Genomic DNA, 14,219 nt, shown 5'->3' on the forward strand with positions numbered 1-14,219 from the left:
TATTCCTCACTCCTCACCCAGAGGGAGCCAGAACATGACCCTGGCCCCGCCGGCTGCCTTGTTTTCTGCTTTCATATTTCCATTATGGGCCTTCACGATGCTTTTGCATACGGAAAGGCCGATTCCCATGTTCCTCTTGCTTTCGCTTTCCCTGACGTCCCCGTCCTGGATAATTCCGTCAAACATGACAGGGAGCACAGACTCCTTGATTCCCTGGCCGTCGTCCTCCACGGAGAACACGACCCGGTCCCGCTCCTTCCAGACAATCACCTCGACCTTTGAAATGTCCTTCCCGTGAAGCACGGAATTTTCCAGAAGGTTCACAAGAACCTGTTCAATCAGGATCCCTTCCATCGGCACGAGAAGCGCCTCGTCGGGAAGCTTCACTTCAACAGGCACCTCGGGAAACCGCTTGTTAAACTTCCCGACAGCGCCGCTGATGATCTCCTCTGCCAGCTCGTCCTGGGTGTCCAGCCGCGTCCCGCCTCCGTCGTTGCTGATCCGCGTGACAGAAAGCAGGTTTTCCACAATCCGGTTCAGCCACTGGGCCTCCTCCCGGATATCGTTTAAAAGCCCGATCTTCTGCTCCTCCGGAAGCAGGTCGTAGTTCTCAATCATGCCGGAAGCCGAGGCGGCGATGGACGTAAGCGGCGTCCGGATATCGTGGGAAATGGCTCTCAGAAGATTCCCACGCATTTTTTCCTTTTCCGCCTCCAGCCGGATCTCTTCCTGGTTTTTCAGCCGCGTCGTCAGCGCACTGACGCACCAGCTCACCGCCAGCATCGTGAAAAATGTCAGCGGATATCCGGTGAGAGTAAAGTCAAACTGGAAATATGGGATCGTAAACACGTAGTTGACGCAGAGGACTGCGATCATGGACGCGGCGATCCCATATACATAACCGTCCGTATAGCGGGAAACGAACAGCACCGCCAGTACAAAGATCAAAAGCACGTGATTGTCCGACTCTGCAATATTTAAAAGCACCAGACAGAACACCAGCGCCAGAAAAAGGATTCCCGCCGTAATCATACTGTTTTCCATGACAGAATTTTTCTTTCTCGGCATCTCCTCTGTATCTCCTTCCCGGCGTTATTCAGTTATATTGTAACACAACTTCTCGCTAAAATCCCGTTAAAATTACCGTTTTTCTCCCGTCCTGACTCCGTTGGCATCCACGTACCAGCCGTCCGGCGTCCAGGTCGACGCATACATGGCGCCATTGTCACCCAGATAATACCATTTTTCATTGATATTCTGCCAGCCCGTCAGCGCAGCGCCGCTCTTTTCCATGTAGTACCAGCGGCCGTCGATCTGAAGCCAGCCGGTCTTCATCTTTCCGTCTCCGTCCAGGTAATACCACTTTCCGTTGATATTCTGGCGCCCTGTCCACATGGCTCCGCTGCTGTCCAGATAGTACCAGTCACCGTTGATGAACTGCCAGTCTGTCAGCATCTTTCCGCTTCCTTCCATATAGTACCAGCGGCCGTTTACAAGCTGCCAGCCGGTCTGCATGGCTCCGCTGCTGTCCAGATAGTACCATTTGTCGTTGATATACTGCCAGCCCGTCAGCATGGCTCCGCTGCCGTTCAGATAATACCATTTATTGTTGATATTCTGCCAGCCTGTCAGCATCTTTCCGCTGCTCTCCATAAAGTACCAGCGGTCATTGACAAACTGCCAGTCTCTCTGCATGGCCCCGCTGCTGTCAAAATAGTACCAGCTTCCGTTTATAAGCTGCCAGCCCGTCACCATATAGCCGCTGCTTCCAAAATAATATTTCGCTCCGCCCGTCTCAAGCCAGCCCGACGCATACGTGCCGTTGGCGTAGCGGTAGCGCCAGCCCGACGGGTTCTGCTGCCACTGATCGCCTGCAAAAACGTCGTCTTTCCAGTCATCCCGGTCGTTCGAGGAGCCGGAATTAGCAGAGCCGTTGATCCGGTTGATATCCCGGGTTGAAAGGTCATATTCCTCGGAATACTCCGACCACTCGCCGGCACGCCCGTTGTAATCGGCGACGCCGCGCACCCGGAACTTATACTCGCCGGCCTTCGTAAATTTCCCGGCAAAATCATAAGACGTTCTCGACGTTTTATACGTCCCTATCGTATTCCCGTTCCGGTACAGGCGGACTTCATAGCTTTTGGCGCCCTCCAGGCGGTCCCACCAGGCATAGCGGCCGTCCCAGTCCACGTACTCCACCGGCCCCAGCTTTCCCGTAATCTGATCCAGCTCGATCTCCACTTCCATATAGCTCCCGCTGTCATAGATTTTCGCCTTCTTAAAAGAGGCGCCGTCGCCGGAAATCTCGAAGTGGCTCTTGCTCGTGTAGGAAAACCGGTACCCGTTTTTTGCTTCCAGTTCCACCAGGACAACCGGCTCGTCACCGAGCACCCACGTCTCCACGTCGTTGGTGTACTCCGCCCCCTGCACCGTAAATTCCTGGCTCGCAGTCGTCACCGTGACGGTTCCCGGCTCTGCCTCCGCCTCCGGAACAGGATTGCATGTGATTTTTAGCGGAACCTTGTCAATCTTTACTTCATCGTCTGCAAATACCGTCATGGCCCCTGCCAGCGCAAACGCCGCAGACAGCAGGAAAATCTTATATTTCTTCTTCATAACTCCACCTCCAATAGATCTTCACTCCTTTTCTATCTCTATTATACAGCCTATGGAATTCTCTGGCAATGGAAGAACGATTACATAAATTTTACAATTTTCTGACAATCCATCTCTCCGCTTCCCATCACAAAAAATACCCGTTCCAGCATGTCCCGCCGAGGGGCACACAGCTCCTCTCATACCGTCTCCCGGCCGGCAGCGGCCGTCCTGGCCCCCAGCTGCACAGCAGGCAGGACGGACCGCAGCCCCCGCCAGCTTCCGGCGAGGGCCTGCATGCCGCTGCCATGTCATGACAGCTCTGCGATCCGCGTGATTGCCACATAGATATGGGAAATTTTGTACCAGGTGGCAAAGTCCACCGTCCCCGTCTCCGGCAGGCCGAAGATCGACTGGAACTCCCGCACGGCCTGAGCCGTGGCGTTTCCGTAGATCCCGTCCGGGACGACGCCTGGGATTGCCGTGTAAATTCCGGAGATGGCATCAAGCTGTTCCTGAAGCTGGCGCACCTTGTCGCCGCTGGTGCCGATGGTCAGGTCGTATCCCGGCCAGGAGGCGGGGATGCCGGCGATCTGTTCCGCGTTGTTGATGTAAATGGAGTCCCCGTAGAAGTAGCGCAGGATCTCGATGGGGCTGTACCCGCGCTCGCCTAAGTCACAGGAGCCCCACTGGGTCATCCACCCCGGACACGTCACCCGCCTGCCGTCGCAGTACTGGGTCAAAATCGGCTGTTTCACGCCGGGTCTGGAAAGATAGCTATCGAAGATATCGTCCACCACCACCGAAATGGACTCATAGATATTCCGTCCGAAAATCCACTTGTGATCAAAGGCCGTTGACGATGTGATCGTAAAGTCATAGCCCTGGTTCCTGTACCACTCCGTATAGACCCGGTTCAACGTAAACGACATGATAGCCAGCACGTTGGCCACGATGGTGGACTGGGGCCATGTGGCATAAATCTCGCTGGAAGCCACATTTTTGATGTAATCGCGGTAAGGCACATAGTAGTTTTTCGCTGAGGCGTTGGACGGCACACCGTCGTGGACGACGATGGTCTGGGGAACGACGACCCGGGACAAAACGATCTCCCCACTCTCATTCACCGGCTTGATTTCATCTTCGGCAATTTTCGGTGGATAAACGCCATATAAGGTATGATCCGGGATGATGATCTCCTCCTCGGCGCCTGTCGCAAGCGCAAGCGGATGCAGCCTCACGCCCTGAATCGCCGTGGCGCCGGAAAGGATCTCCGTTCCGGAAATCATGGCCGGCTCAAATCCCGGAGCCGAGACCCGCAGCGTGTACTCCGAGTAGGGCCTCACATCCCCCGGTTCCAGGCTGTACTCAAGCGGCGGCGCCTCCAGCTCCACGTTTGCCGTCTGGCCGGAACTGTTCGTCCGCAGGGTCTCAAAAATATCGTTCGGCGTCTCTGTATTCGCAATGGAAACTTCAGCATTTTCGATGGGAAAGCTGTTGGTGTCCGATACCACGTCCACCTGTAAATAGCCTTTAGCCATAGCTGCCCTCGCAGGAAACGATGTCATTATAGAGTATGGCCGCAGAAAGGCATTTGTGACCTGTTCAGGCAAAAAAAGAAACCCCTGTATTGCCGCAAAAGCAATACAGAGGCCGTATTCAGCAGATAACGGGAGTCGAACCCGCCTTTCCAGCTTGGGAAGCTAGCGTTCTACCGATGAACCATATCTGCAAACTGAGAAAGACAATTTGTCCCGAGTGGAGCATATGGGATTCGAACCCACGACCTTTTGAATGCCATTCAAACGCGCTCCCAACTGCGCCAATGCCCCAAAAACTTACAATGGAGACAACAGGACTCGAACCTGCGACCCTCTACACGTCAAGCAGATGCTCTCCCAGCTGAGCTATATCTCCGAGACATATTCTACTATATCCCCGGCATTTTGGCAAGCAGAATTTTTAAAAATTGAAAAAATTTTCTCTGTTCCCGCCTCCATCCATGACAGATCTTTCCGCCGCAGGCAGAAATCCATCAGCCTCAAACCGACGACATGCGGCATACTAAAACAGGAAGCATCACAGCCAAAGAAAGGAGTGTTTATGATGGATTTCTGTAAATGCCAGCCGGAAACCGGCCCTCTCATCATCGCCATGGCTTCTGTCCCGTTCCAGCCCTGGGAGCCGCCATATGATCCGGAAAAAGCCCTCAGGCAGGGCACCATATTCCCCTGCCTCGATCTCCAGTTCTATCTGACGGGAGGTGACGCAGTTGGCCGATAGATCCGCACTTTTAAAGGAAATCAATGAAACCAGCTTCATGGCAGACGACCTGACCTTGTATCTGGACACCCATCCCGAGGATCCGGAAGCGTTATCCCTGTATTCCGAAACCATAAAGAAGCGGAAACAGCTTCTCGACCAGTTTGCCGCGGAGTTCGAGCCACTGACGGCAGACCATGCCTGCCCGGATACCACCAACCGCACCAATATCGTAACAAAACACGCCGGCATCCGCCACTTTACCTGGACGGACGGCCCGCTTCCGTGGGAAGGAGGAAACGTCTGATGTGGAAATATGAAAAACGGCTTCAGTTCCCCGTAACCATCACAAAGCCATGCCCGAAAACAGCCTCTCTCATCATCAGCCAGTTCGGCGGCCCGGACGGTGAGCTGGCGGCCTCCATGCGTTATCTTTCCCAGAGATATTCCATGCCATGCAGGGAGACGGCCGGGCTTTTGACCGACATCGGCACAGAGGAACTGGCCCATCTGGAGATGATCTGCGCCATCGTCTTCCAGCTCACAAAAAACCTGACGCCGGAACAGGCGAAGACGGCCGGCTTCGATGCCTACTATATCGACCACACCACCGGCGTCTGGCCCACAGCCGCGGCCGGCGTGCCGTTTAACGCCTGCGAGTTCCAGTCCAAAGGCGATGCCATTACCGACCTTTTTGAAAACCTGGCTGCCGAACAGAAGGCACGCACCACCTACGACAACCTGATCCGTGTCATCGACAATCCCGAAGTGCGGGAGCCGCTAAAGTTCCTCCGTACCAGGGAGATCGTCCATTTCCAGCGGTTCGGGGAGGCCCTGGAAAAGATCAAATCCACCCTGGACTCCAAAAATTACTACTGGTTCAACCCGGAATTTGACAAGCAGTTCGTAAAATAGCGGCTTTTTGCCACTGCCTAAAAAGCGGCCCCACGCAGGAAAAGGATGCCCGAATATGTGCTCCTCCTGCGCCCGGCCGCTTCTTTTTGCCGCCAAAAAGCCGGTTTTTCGGCTGCTTCCCGCCTACCGTCGGTTGCCGTCGAAACTTGTCGTTGGAATTCTGTTTTCGTCTTTGGGTTCTCCATCTAAAATAATAATGAAAGCATACAAAAGAAATGGAGAGAAACGCAAATGCCAAGAAAAGAAACAAGCGCGCATAAGCTGCTCCGGCGACTGGGCGCAAGCGGAAGCTATCTCGGCTTCTACTATACAGCGGCCGCCATCGAAACCGTCATGGCAACTCATGAGAACATCTACCAGTGCAAGTGGCTGTACAACGAAGTAGCAAAGCAGTTTCACACCACTCCCTACTGCGTGGAACGGGATATCCGGACGATTGTGGATCTGATCTGGAATCACGGAAACCGGGAGCTCCTAAAGGAAATCATCCCCTATCCCTATGATGCCAAACCGAAGAACGGCCGGTTCATCGACGGCCTCGTCAATTATCTCTCAGAGCAGGAAGAATAGCTCTTCTCATTTGCATCTTGAAACTTCCTTTATTCTGTCATATAATGCTTTTAAACACATCAGTTCCGAAAGGAGTGCGGTCTTTTCCGTATCGCAGGTGTCCGGTCTCACTCTGACTATTCCGGGAACACGCTGCGGCTGGTGTGCTTTTTTTCCAAAAAACGATGCGAAAAGCCGGCAGGGGTCATTTCCCCTCGCCGGCATTTTTTCTGCCCTTTTCCTCCCCTTTCCGCAATGCTTCGATCTCATGGATCAGAAGACGTCCGTTTTCCAGGAAGGAATCAAAGGCGCCATATCGGTAGAAATTGATGAAAATAAGCCCCACCGGCACTGCCAGGATCATGCCGGCAAGCCCTCTGACCTTGTAGCCGATGAACAGGAAAAACAAGGTTGTAAGCGGCGGGAGACCCATGCTGTCCCCGACGATTTTCGGCTGGATCACCTGCCGGATCACCTGGGAAAGCACATAAATCATCGCAAGGCCGAAGGCGTAGGCATACTCCCCGGCGAACAGCTTCACAAGCGCCCACGGGATCAGGGCCGTCCCGGTTCCGAACATCGGAAGAAAATCCAGGATCGCAATGAGCACGGCCCACAAAAGGCCGTAATGCACCCCGAGGACAAGGAAGCCGGCAAACAGCACAAAGGCCACCACGAACATGATCTTAAACTGGGCCAGAAAATACCCGCCGATGACACGGCGAAGGTCATGCCGGAAAAGCCGGAGATACCGTTTTGTGCTGTCCGGGAGCCATTTATAGACGCGGGCCACCAAACGGTCATGCTCCGTTAAAAACAGATAAGACGAAAGCAGGGCGACAATCACATTCACAAGGACATCCGGCAGCGTCCTGGCAACGGCGCCGCCGGCCGACGCCGCATGCTTTTGGAGAAAATCCCCCGTGACTGCGCCGAGGCTGTCCATGAACTGCTCAAAGGACGTGTTAAGCGATTCCGGAAGGAAATCAAAGAGGCTGGAAATCCGCTCGACTGCACTCAGAATCTCCCCGCGGCTGTTCTCATAGAGCGCCGGAAGGTCATGGAGGAACCCGTTCATCTCCCGGATCAGGATGCTCGCCAGCATATAAAGCCCTGCGATCACAAGGGCCAGAACACCGACGATCAAAAGCACGGAGCTGTGCTTGCGCACAATCTTCACCCGCTTTTCCAGGAACCGCACAAGCGGATTCGCAATCATGGCCACGATCCAGCCGATGACAAAGGGCAGGAAAAACGCCAGCACCTTCGGCACAAAAAAGCAGATTACAAGAACCGTAATCACGGGGATCACGATATTGAGAATAATCCTCACATATTTTCGCACTTCCATAGTCTCTCACCTGCCCTGATGCTCTGCGTCTTCTACTTTATCAGCCCGTACTCTTTCGCAATCTCTTTAAAGGACGGCAGGGAACGCTCAATCTGCTCATAGGAAACACAGTAGGCGATCCGCACATAGCCCGGGCACGCAAAGGAGCTTCCCGGCACAAACAGGACGCGGTGCTTCTTCGCCGCCTCACAGAATTCTTTTTCATCTTCCGCCGGCGACTTCACAAAGAGATAAAAGGCGCCGTCCGGCTTCGCGCATGTAAAACCGTACTCGGTCAGGGACGAATACAGAAGATCCCGGTTCTTTTCGTATGCCTCAAGATTCACCGCCGCGTGATGCTCGATGCAGTATTTGACGGCAAGCTGCATGAGGGACGGGGCGTTTACGCTTCCTAAGACGCGGTTTGCGATGGTGGCCGCCTCAATCACGCTCTGGCTCTCGTCCATTTCATCGGGAATCAGAAGGTATCCGATCCGCTCTCCCGGGAGAGACAGGGACTTACTGTACGAATAGCAGACTGCCGTATTGTGGTAATACTTCGTCACAAAGGGAACCTCGACGCCGCCGTAGGCTAACTCCCGGTAGGGCTCGTCAGAAATCAGGACGATGGAGGTACCAAACTCCTTTTCCTTTCTCCGCATGATCTCTGCCATGGCCTCAATGGTCTCTGCCGGGTACACGACGCCTGTGGGGTTGTTGGGGTTGTTGATGATAACGGCCTTCGTTTTTGCCGTAATCTTCTCCTCAAACTCGGAAAGCTTCGGCATGAAGGTCTCCGTATCCGGGGAAATCACCACGAGACGGCCGTCGTAATTCCTCGTATAGCCGCCGTACTCCACAAAATACGGCGCAAAAACGATGACCTCGTCGTTCGGATTTAAAATGGTCTTTAAAATCACGTTGAGGCCGCTTGCGGCGCCGACGGTCATAATCATATTATGCGGCCCGAACGCCGTTTTAAACCGCCTGTTCAAATCGTCTGCAATGGTTTTCCTGACATCCTCAAAGCCGGCATTGCTCATGTAACCGTGGACAAAGACGGAATCCTCTTTGGACAGGATTTCTGCGATCCCCTCGTTCACTTCCTTCGGCGCCGGGACATTGGGGTTCCCGAGGCTGAAATCGTAGACATTTTCGCGGCCGTAGATGGCGGCCAGCCGGTTTCCTTCCTCAAACATGGCGCGGATCGCCGAATTATTCTGAAGATATGGCTTCATTTTTTCTGATATCATCGCTTCATCCTCCTGATTTTTATATAAAGAGCAATCGCTCCTGTTGCCGCAAGATAGAACCATGTGGTCGGGTTGGAAAACCACGTGGTAAAAAACGAAAGCATCAAATAAAGGGCTGCCTGGGCGTACACCATGTACCAGATGGGGCCTGCGCCCTCCCTCACTTTTTTCACCAGCCAGGCTGCCGCAATCCCCAGGACACAGGCGAAAAAGAACACGCCTGCGATTCCGAAATCATAATAGGAATCGTAAAACAGTGTGACCGTCGTCAGTTCTTCCTTCGTTGTGTAAATGGGAAAGTTCACCAGCTCCGGCTTCAAAAATTTCAGTCCCGTCAGCGCCCACAGCGGAAACAGTCCCTTAAGCCCCATGGCATATTCCGGAAGCTGCTCCACCAGGCAGTTGAAATTGTCGTAATTGTTTGCAATATACATGTAAGGCTGCGTAATAAAAATCGGCATCCTGGCATTTTTCATCTCAAAAATCCCGTTTAAGTATTCCACGTCATGACTCCTGGCAATGGTCAGGATCACGTAAGCCGGAACAAGCGCAAGAGCCGCCAGAAACAGGTACTTAAGCTTCTTCTTCCCGCTCACCAGCATGTAGGTGAGGACGGCCAGGATCACCGCAAAAATGAGCTGGAACCTGGACACGCAGAGAATCGGAATCAAGAGCGAAATCCCGCAGGCACCAAGAATCGCCGCCTTCTTTTTCCTTGAAAGCCCGTCCGCCCCGGCAGAAAAAAGGAAGATCACTGCAAGAGACGGCACCAGCACACAGGAAACCGTAAAATAATGGACGCCGGAAATATGAAAGTACGAATAAGCGTGAGGGACGCCCCGGAGGAAAAACGGCACATATCCGAGGACGGCTGCTTCCAGAAGAAAGGCACCGAGGGAAACGGCAGTGAGGATCAGGATGGCCTCAAAAAGCCCCTGCATACTGCCTTTTTCCAGGCGAACCGGCGCCTCCTTTTCCGGCTTTTTCCCAAAATGGGAATCTGCAAACTGGAACACGGCCCAAAACGCCGTAAAGGCCACAAAAAATGCGGCCCATGTTTCTAACTGCCAGTCTGTCTGAAGCCTGGACAGCTTCATGCAGGAAACGCCTTCCCCGCCGACCCAGAACAGTGAAAACAGGGCCCGCAGATGAAGGGGATTCCCGGATCTTCGATAATCATAAAAATACAGCCAGACGGCGGCCAAAATCAGGCTCACCCCCGACAAACAGTAATGGGCGCTGGATGCAAACAGCATTCCGGCGCCATAACATGCAAAATATACAGCCATACCCTACCTGTTATTCTCCAAGACCAGACTCAATGAGCCCGATAATTGCGTTTAAGGCCTCCGTCTCATCCGGGCCCTCGCAGAAAAATTCCACCTCGTCCCCGCTTTTCACGCAGGCTCCCAGGACGCTTAAAACGCTTTTGGCATTGGCTGTGGAGTTCCTGTACCGGAATTTAACGGACGACTGGTATTTGAGGGCCTCCTTGCAGAGAAGCCCTGCCGGCCTTAAATGAAGGCCGGTAGGATTTTTGATTGTCACTTTCTGGCTTACCATATCTCTTCTCCTAATTTTCTCTCTTGTCACTGCCCGTTTTCATGCGCCGCAGAGCTTGGCTCTGCATGGGCCTGCGCTGCCTCTGTGCCGTTATCGGAATCGGCAGAGGAGGTCTGGGTGCTTCCGCCGGTCTCGTCTGTCTGGCCGCCGGCCGCAGCAGATGTCTCTTCCTGGGCGGAATCGTCTGCACCTGGCCCGTCATTCACTTTTATCACCTGAATGTCCATGGACGGCACGCTCATGAGCTCGTATGCCGGATCCAGTTCAAAATTCAGGCTGATCGAATGGGTTCCCTCGGTTAAAGACGATACGTCCGCCGAAAAATCAGCGCCGGAAATTTCAAGGCTGTCCAATTCTTCCGTCAGCGCCCGCACGAGGATTGACACACTGGGAGAAACCATCTCGTACCGGTACTCGTCGCTCTGGCCGCTTAACTGTACATCGGCCGTGCTGACCGTATAGATCCGGTCTTCCAGCTTCTCCACGAGAAGCGTCACCTGGATCTCCTGGCCGGTGCTTCCCGCGATGGAGACATTGGCCGGGATATAATCCTCAAGGTAAACAGTCTTTACCACATTCCCCCTGGCGCCTGTGATATCCAGGTCGCTGCCGGGGATAATCACCGTATTGACAGAGGCTAACGCCGACTTTAAGCCCACAATGGAAATCTCCTGGATGCTGCTTTCCACTCCTGTAAACCGGTAGCCGGAGGCCGGCTGTCCGGAAACCTGGAAATCAATGGGAACGATCTTTACCTTTAAAACAGAAAGCTGGTAGCTGATCTGCGTCGTGTCGCTCTCCACCCGGTCGCCAGGCGAAAGCTTGTTCCCGTTGGCATCATAGTACGTGAGCTCCGCGTACCCTTCCATGTCCGCCGTCACGCCGTCCGTATTGATTTCGATGCCGGCGCTGCTGATCTGGCCGATCTGGGATTCCGGGCCTTCCACATAGACATAGGACGGGAACAGCTCCACATCCCCCGTCTCGTAGCCCTCTCCCGGCTCTCCCGTGATCTTCACGGACAGGTCGAACCGCTTTCTCTGGAGCGGCTCTGTCTCAATCTTGATCGTCGACGTCCTCGTGGACGGGGAGTCAATCAGATATTCCGAATTGTTTAAAACCTCCACCTTGATCGGCACGGAGCCTGTCACTGACCAGAGATCCGTCATATCCGCATAGGCACGGAAATCTGCCGATCTGATTTTGAAGGCGTTTGTTGTCTTTACTTTATATGTGACGGTGGCCGTCTTCTTCCCGACGATCTGGTAGGTCAGGCCGTTAGCCGTCAGCACTTCTTCGTTTTCGATTTCCACAGGCACTTCCACCGTTCCCGTCATTACCGGGTCTGCCAGATTGACGACACCGAGCCAGACAAGGAATGCACAAAGGAACGACAGAAGCTTTAATGCCCACCGTCTATTGATCTTTTCTTTCATTTTTATGCCTTCCCTTTCTGAGCCGGAAACGCCCTGTGCCTGCTTCCTCTTTGGGCACGATGTTTAACGCCGCCCGCAGGGAATCCTGGTCGTTCATTCTCGTAAGCTTCCCGCCTTCCGCCAGCGTCACGCGGCCCGTCTCCTCGGAGACTACCACCGTCAGGCTGTCCGTGGACTCGCTGATTCCAAGGGCGGCCCTGTGCCTGGTGCCCAGGTCCTTGCTGATACTTAAGTTGTCGGAAAGCGGCAGGTAACACGTTGCAGCCGTCACACGGTTGCCGCGCACCACCACGGCCCCGTCATGGAGCGGCGTGTTGTGCTCAAAAATATTGATTAAAAGCTGACTCGTCACAATGCCGTCCACGGCAATGCCCGTGCGCTCGATCTCCTGGAGGGGCGTCTCCCTCTCGATGACAATCAGGGCGCCTGTCTTTACTTTTCCCATTTCAAAGGCGGCCCGCACGATTTCGTTCACGGTTTTCTCCGTGTACCCCTCCTGAACCCTGGTATTGTCAGCCGTAAACAGTTCCGTCAGGATGTTTTTGCTTCCGAGCTGTTCTAACGCCCGGCGAAGCTCCGGCTGGAAAATAATAATCAGGGCAATCAGGGCGAGCTGGCCCATATGATTGATGATCCAGGTGATCGTCGTCAGATGCAGGAACGTGGCTGCAAGATAGAAGACGATAATCACGAGGCCGCCCTTTAACAGGGACCACGCCCTCGTGTTCTGGACCCAGATCAGGATTTCATAAATTAAAAAGGAAATAATCAGAATTTCCAGGAGATTCGTCAGGGTAATTTTCGGGACAAATGCGAACCACGAATACATGCGCCCTAAAAATTCCGTCATATCCTCACCACCATTCCTCACGATTTATTTTCGGTTCTGTATGTTCCGCTCCTTCCGCACGGCCTTTCTCGCATTGATCCTGCGTACTTTCACGTCAGGGGCCGATACGGCAATCTTCGGAACTGCCTTTACATAATAATAATAGTCGTCATCCTCAAACTGTGTGTACTCCGTCCGCGAATAATCTACGGCAAAGACGAAGAACTGGTAGATAAAGGCCAGGGCCAGCGAGCCCAGAACGCCGACAACCATGGCGCCCACGGAAAGGGAGAGATCATAATAGAAATCCCCGATGAACACGGCCACAAGCTGTGTAATCACACCGGCGACAATGGCGATGGACCAGGCATAATCCACCGACAGGTTCCTGATAATATAGACCACAAGGATGGCCAGCGCAAAGGCAATCACCATAACCCACATGAGCTCGTTCCCGAACACGCTTTTGACGATCTGGATGAACCTCTGGGCCGTCTCCGCCATGCTGCCGCCGGCCAGGACACCGGCATTCTGGTTCACATACATGATGATGTAGTAAATGCAGACGCCGCAGCTCACCGGGACAATGGACACAAGGCTCCCGGAAAGCCCCATAATCAGCGGGACTGCATACGGGATGTTGAAAAAGAACAGCATCGGCGTTAGAAGAAGGAGATATCCGTCTCCTGGCCGGAAGCCGTAGTATAAAGCCATCACAACCAGCATAAATACCAGGATAATCAGGGCAGCTTCCATGGAAACCTGGGAAATGTGCCCCATGGCAAAGCAGCCGGCAAAGAATGCCGTGACGCCGTAGGGAATGCAGGAGGCCACTAACCCCATAATCACCGGGATCAGCGGGTTTGACAGCCTCTCCATAAAACCGACGTTGGAATTTATCAGGAAGAAGGCCAGAAATCCCACCAGGAATTTTATGACCGGAGTGATGTAGATATTATATTTAGCATAAAACCGTCTGAGTTTTTCCTTAAAGACCAGAAGTCCCATCATAGGCTTCTTCCCTCCTCCATGTCTTTCTGCGGTGCCTGGTTCTCATACCGTTTTTCCAGGCGGCGCAGCTTTGCCTGATATACTTTCATGCTTTTGCCGGCGGTGTCGTACCGCACGGAGTAAACACGGTAAGTAATGAAAAGATAGAGGATGAGCCCCAGGAGGTAGTAAACGCCCATGTGCTTTGCCGTATCCGCAAGGGCCTCCAGATCCAGGGTGTCCAGAATATCCTCAATGCTGTAAAGGAACCACAGAAGGAAGATAAGCAGGCAGGAAAACGTGTAGGAAACAAAGGAGCGCAGCATATGGGCGCCGATATAATCCCCCTTAAAATAGCGGTTGATGGGGAAAATATCTTTTTCTGCCTTTTTTTCATACATGGCAATCCCTGTCATCAGCTTTATTTTTTCTTCATTGAGCATAAGCTCCTCCTTTTTGCCCTCGTCCGGGCCATAAGACAGTATAGCACATCT

Annotated in this window: 15 protein-coding genes, 3 tRNA genes and 1 pseudogene; 4 read left to right on the forward strand and 15 right to left on the reverse strand. The window is 53.4% G+C overall.

All coding sequences use genetic code 11. The features are described 5' to 3' along the window. Positions 1-6 precede the first annotated feature (6 nt). The 7 genes and pseudogenes from KE531_02120 to KE531_02150 all read right to left on the reverse strand — a co-directional run bounded on the left by KE531_02120 (position 7) and on the right by KE531_02150 (position 4,515). The gene (locus tag KE531_02120; protein ID MBR9952432.1) at positions 7-1,068 is read right to left on the reverse strand and encodes a DUF4118 domain-containing protein; all 1,062 of its coding nucleotides are present in this window, start codon (positions 1,066-1,068) and stop codon (positions 7-9) included. Between the two features lie 321 nt (positions 1,069-1,389). After that, positions 1,390-2,619, reverse strand: a pseudogene (locus KE531_02125) (N-acetylmuramoyl-L-alanine amidase family protein). Between the two features lie 21 nt (positions 2,620-2,640). Next, entirely contained in the window at positions 2,641-2,802 is a 162-nt protein-coding gene (locus KE531_02130) for a hypothetical protein (protein MBR9952433.1), read from the reverse strand. A 107-nt stretch (positions 2,803-2,909) separates the two neighbouring features. Continuing rightward, positions 2,910-4,139, reverse strand: coding sequence for a peptidoglycan-binding protein (locus KE531_02135; GenBank protein ID MBR9952434.1), 1,230 nt, complete (start codon positions 4,137-4,139; stop codon positions 2,910-2,912). A gap of 120 nt (positions 4,140-4,259) precedes the next feature. After that, a tRNA-Gly gene (locus tag KE531_02140) sits at positions 4,260-4,330 on the reverse strand. 27 nt (positions 4,331-4,357) lie between these two features. Further along, a tRNA-Ala gene (locus KE531_02145) sits at positions 4,358-4,430 on the reverse strand. A gap of 12 nt (positions 4,431-4,442) precedes the next feature. Further along, positions 4,443-4,515 (reverse strand) — tRNA-Val (locus KE531_02150). A 186-nt stretch (positions 4,516-4,701) separates the two neighbouring features. Here KE531_02150 and KE531_02155 point away from each other — a divergent pair. The 4 genes from KE531_02155 to KE531_02170 all read left to right on the forward strand — a co-directional run bounded on the left by KE531_02155 (position 4,702) and on the right by KE531_02170 (position 6,345). Next, positions 4,702-4,881 carry a spore coat associated protein CotJA gene (locus KE531_02155; protein ID MBR9952435.1) on the forward strand — a complete coding sequence of 60 codons (180 nt, stop codon included), beginning with the start codon at positions 4,702-4,704 and terminating at the stop codon, positions 4,879-4,881. Further along, positions 4,871-5,167 carry a spore coat protein CotJB gene (locus KE531_02160; GenBank protein MBR9952436.1) on the forward strand — a complete coding sequence of 99 codons (297 nt, stop codon included), beginning with the start codon at positions 4,871-4,873 and terminating at the stop codon, positions 5,165-5,167. Before KE531_02155 ends, KE531_02160 begins: the two co-directional genes overlap by 11 nt. After that, positions 5,167-5,775 carry a manganese catalase family protein gene (locus KE531_02165; protein ID MBR9952437.1) on the forward strand — a complete coding sequence of 203 codons (609 nt, stop codon included), beginning with the start codon at positions 5,167-5,169 and terminating at the stop codon, positions 5,773-5,775. Before KE531_02160 ends, KE531_02165 begins: the two co-directional genes overlap by 1 nt. A 231-nt stretch (positions 5,776-6,006) precedes the next feature. Next, positions 6,007-6,345, forward strand: coding sequence for a sporulation initiation factor Spo0A C-terminal domain-containing protein (locus KE531_02170; protein MBR9952438.1), 339 nt, complete (start codon positions 6,007-6,009; stop codon positions 6,343-6,345). A gap of 184 nt (positions 6,346-6,529) precedes the next feature. Here KE531_02170 and ytvI read toward each other — a convergent pair whose 3' ends face one another. From ytvI to KE531_02210, 8 genes are read right to left on the reverse strand one after another with little or no spacing between them, the layout of a single operon-like run. Further along, a complete protein-coding gene (ytvI, locus tag KE531_02175; GenBank protein MBR9952439.1) occupies positions 6,530-7,675 on the reverse strand; it encodes a sporulation integral membrane protein YtvI in 1,146 nt (381 codons plus the stop codon). Positions 7,676-7,707: 32 nt separating this feature from the next. Then, positions 7,708-8,907 carry a pyridoxal phosphate-dependent aminotransferase gene (locus tag KE531_02180; GenBank protein ID MBR9952440.1) on the reverse strand — a complete coding sequence of 400 codons (1,200 nt, stop codon included), beginning with the start codon at positions 8,905-8,907 and terminating at the stop codon, positions 7,708-7,710. After that, the gene (locus KE531_02185; protein ID MBR9952441.1) at positions 8,904-10,196 is read right to left on the reverse strand and encodes an oligosaccharide repeat unit polymerase; all 1,293 of its coding nucleotides are present in this window, start codon (positions 10,194-10,196) and stop codon (positions 8,904-8,906) included. The genes KE531_02180 and KE531_02185 overlap by 4 nt, the downstream gene beginning before the upstream one ends. 10 nt (positions 10,197-10,206) lie before the next feature. Further along, positions 10,207-10,470 carry an HPr family phosphocarrier protein gene (locus tag KE531_02190; protein ID MBR9952442.1) on the reverse strand — a complete coding sequence of 88 codons (264 nt, stop codon included), beginning with the start codon at positions 10,468-10,470 and terminating at the stop codon, positions 10,207-10,209. A gap of 26 nt (positions 10,471-10,496) precedes the next feature. Continuing rightward, positions 10,497-11,906, reverse strand: a complete 1,410-nt coding sequence (locus tag KE531_02195; protein MBR9952443.1) for a hypothetical protein — start codon at positions 11,904-11,906, stop codon at positions 10,497-10,499. Next, complete coding sequence (cdaA, locus tag KE531_02200; protein ID MBR9952444.1) at positions 11,887-12,756, reverse strand: diadenylate cyclase CdaA; 870 nt, start codon at positions 12,754-12,756, stop codon at positions 11,887-11,889. The genes KE531_02195 and cdaA overlap by 20 nt, the downstream gene beginning before the upstream one ends. A 24-nt stretch (positions 12,757-12,780) precedes the next feature. Next, complete coding sequence (locus KE531_02205) at positions 12,781-13,746, reverse strand: ABC transporter permease (protein ID MBR9952445.1); 966 nt, start codon at positions 13,744-13,746, stop codon at positions 12,781-12,783. Next, positions 13,743-14,168 (reverse strand): hypothetical protein, encoded by a 426-nt coding sequence (locus KE531_02210; protein ID MBR9952446.1) that lies wholly within the window; start codon positions 14,166-14,168, stop codon positions 13,743-13,745. The genes KE531_02205 and KE531_02210 overlap by 4 nt, the downstream gene beginning before the upstream one ends. Positions 14,169-14,219 lie beyond the last annotated feature (51 nt).

The organism is Eubacteriaceae bacterium Marseille-Q4139 (genome assembly GCA_018223415.1).
Lineage (GTDB): Bacteria > Bacillota > Clostridia > Lachnospirales > Lachnospiraceae > CABSIM01.

Coding starts and splice junctions, on each gene's coding strand:
- KE531_02120 (MBR9952432.1), bottom strand. CDS start 1,068: ATGCCGAGAAAGAAAAATTCTGTCATGGAAAACAGTATGATTACGGCG.
- KE531_02130 (MBR9952433.1), bottom strand. CDS start 2,802: ATGAGAGGAGCTGTGTGCCCCTCGGCGGGACATGCTGGAACGGGTATT.
- KE531_02135 (MBR9952434.1), bottom strand. CDS start 4,139: ATGGCTAAAGGCTATTTACAGGTGGACGTGGTATCGGACACCAACAGC.
- KE531_02155 (MBR9952435.1), top strand. CDS start 4,702: ATGATGGATTTCTGTAAATGCCAGCCGGAAACCGGCCCTCTCATCATC.
- KE531_02165 (MBR9952437.1), top strand. CDS start 5,167: ATGTGGAAATATGAAAAACGGCTTCAGTTCCCCGTAACCATCACAAAG.
- KE531_02170 (MBR9952438.1), top strand. CDS start 6,007: ATGCCAAGAAAAGAAACAAGCGCGCATAAGCTGCTCCGGCGACTGGGC.
- ytvI (MBR9952439.1), bottom strand. CDS start 7,675: ATGGAAGTGCGAAAATATGTGAGGATTATTCTCAATATCGTGATCCCC.
- KE531_02180 (MBR9952440.1), bottom strand. CDS start 8,907: ATGATATCAGAAAAAATGAAGCCATATCTTCAGAATAATTCGGCGATC.
- KE531_02185 (MBR9952441.1), bottom strand. CDS start 10,196: ATGGCTGTATATTTTGCATGTTATGGCGCCGGAATGCTGTTTGCATCC.
- KE531_02190 (MBR9952442.1), bottom strand. CDS start 10,470: ATGGTAAGCCAGAAAGTGACAATCAAAAATCCTACCGGCCTTCATTTA.
- KE531_02195 (MBR9952443.1), bottom strand. CDS start 11,906: ATGAAAGAAAAGATCAATAGACGGTGGGCATTAAAGCTTCTGTCGTTC.
- cdaA (MBR9952444.1), bottom strand. CDS start 12,756: ATGACGGAATTTTTAGGGCGCATGTATTCGTGGTTCGCATTTGTCCCG.
- KE531_02205 (MBR9952445.1), bottom strand. CDS start 13,746: ATGATGGGACTTCTGGTCTTTAAGGAAAAACTCAGACGGTTTTATGCT.
- KE531_02210 (MBR9952446.1), bottom strand. CDS start 14,168: ATGCTCAATGAAGAAAAAATAAAGCTGATGACAGGGATTGCCATGTAT.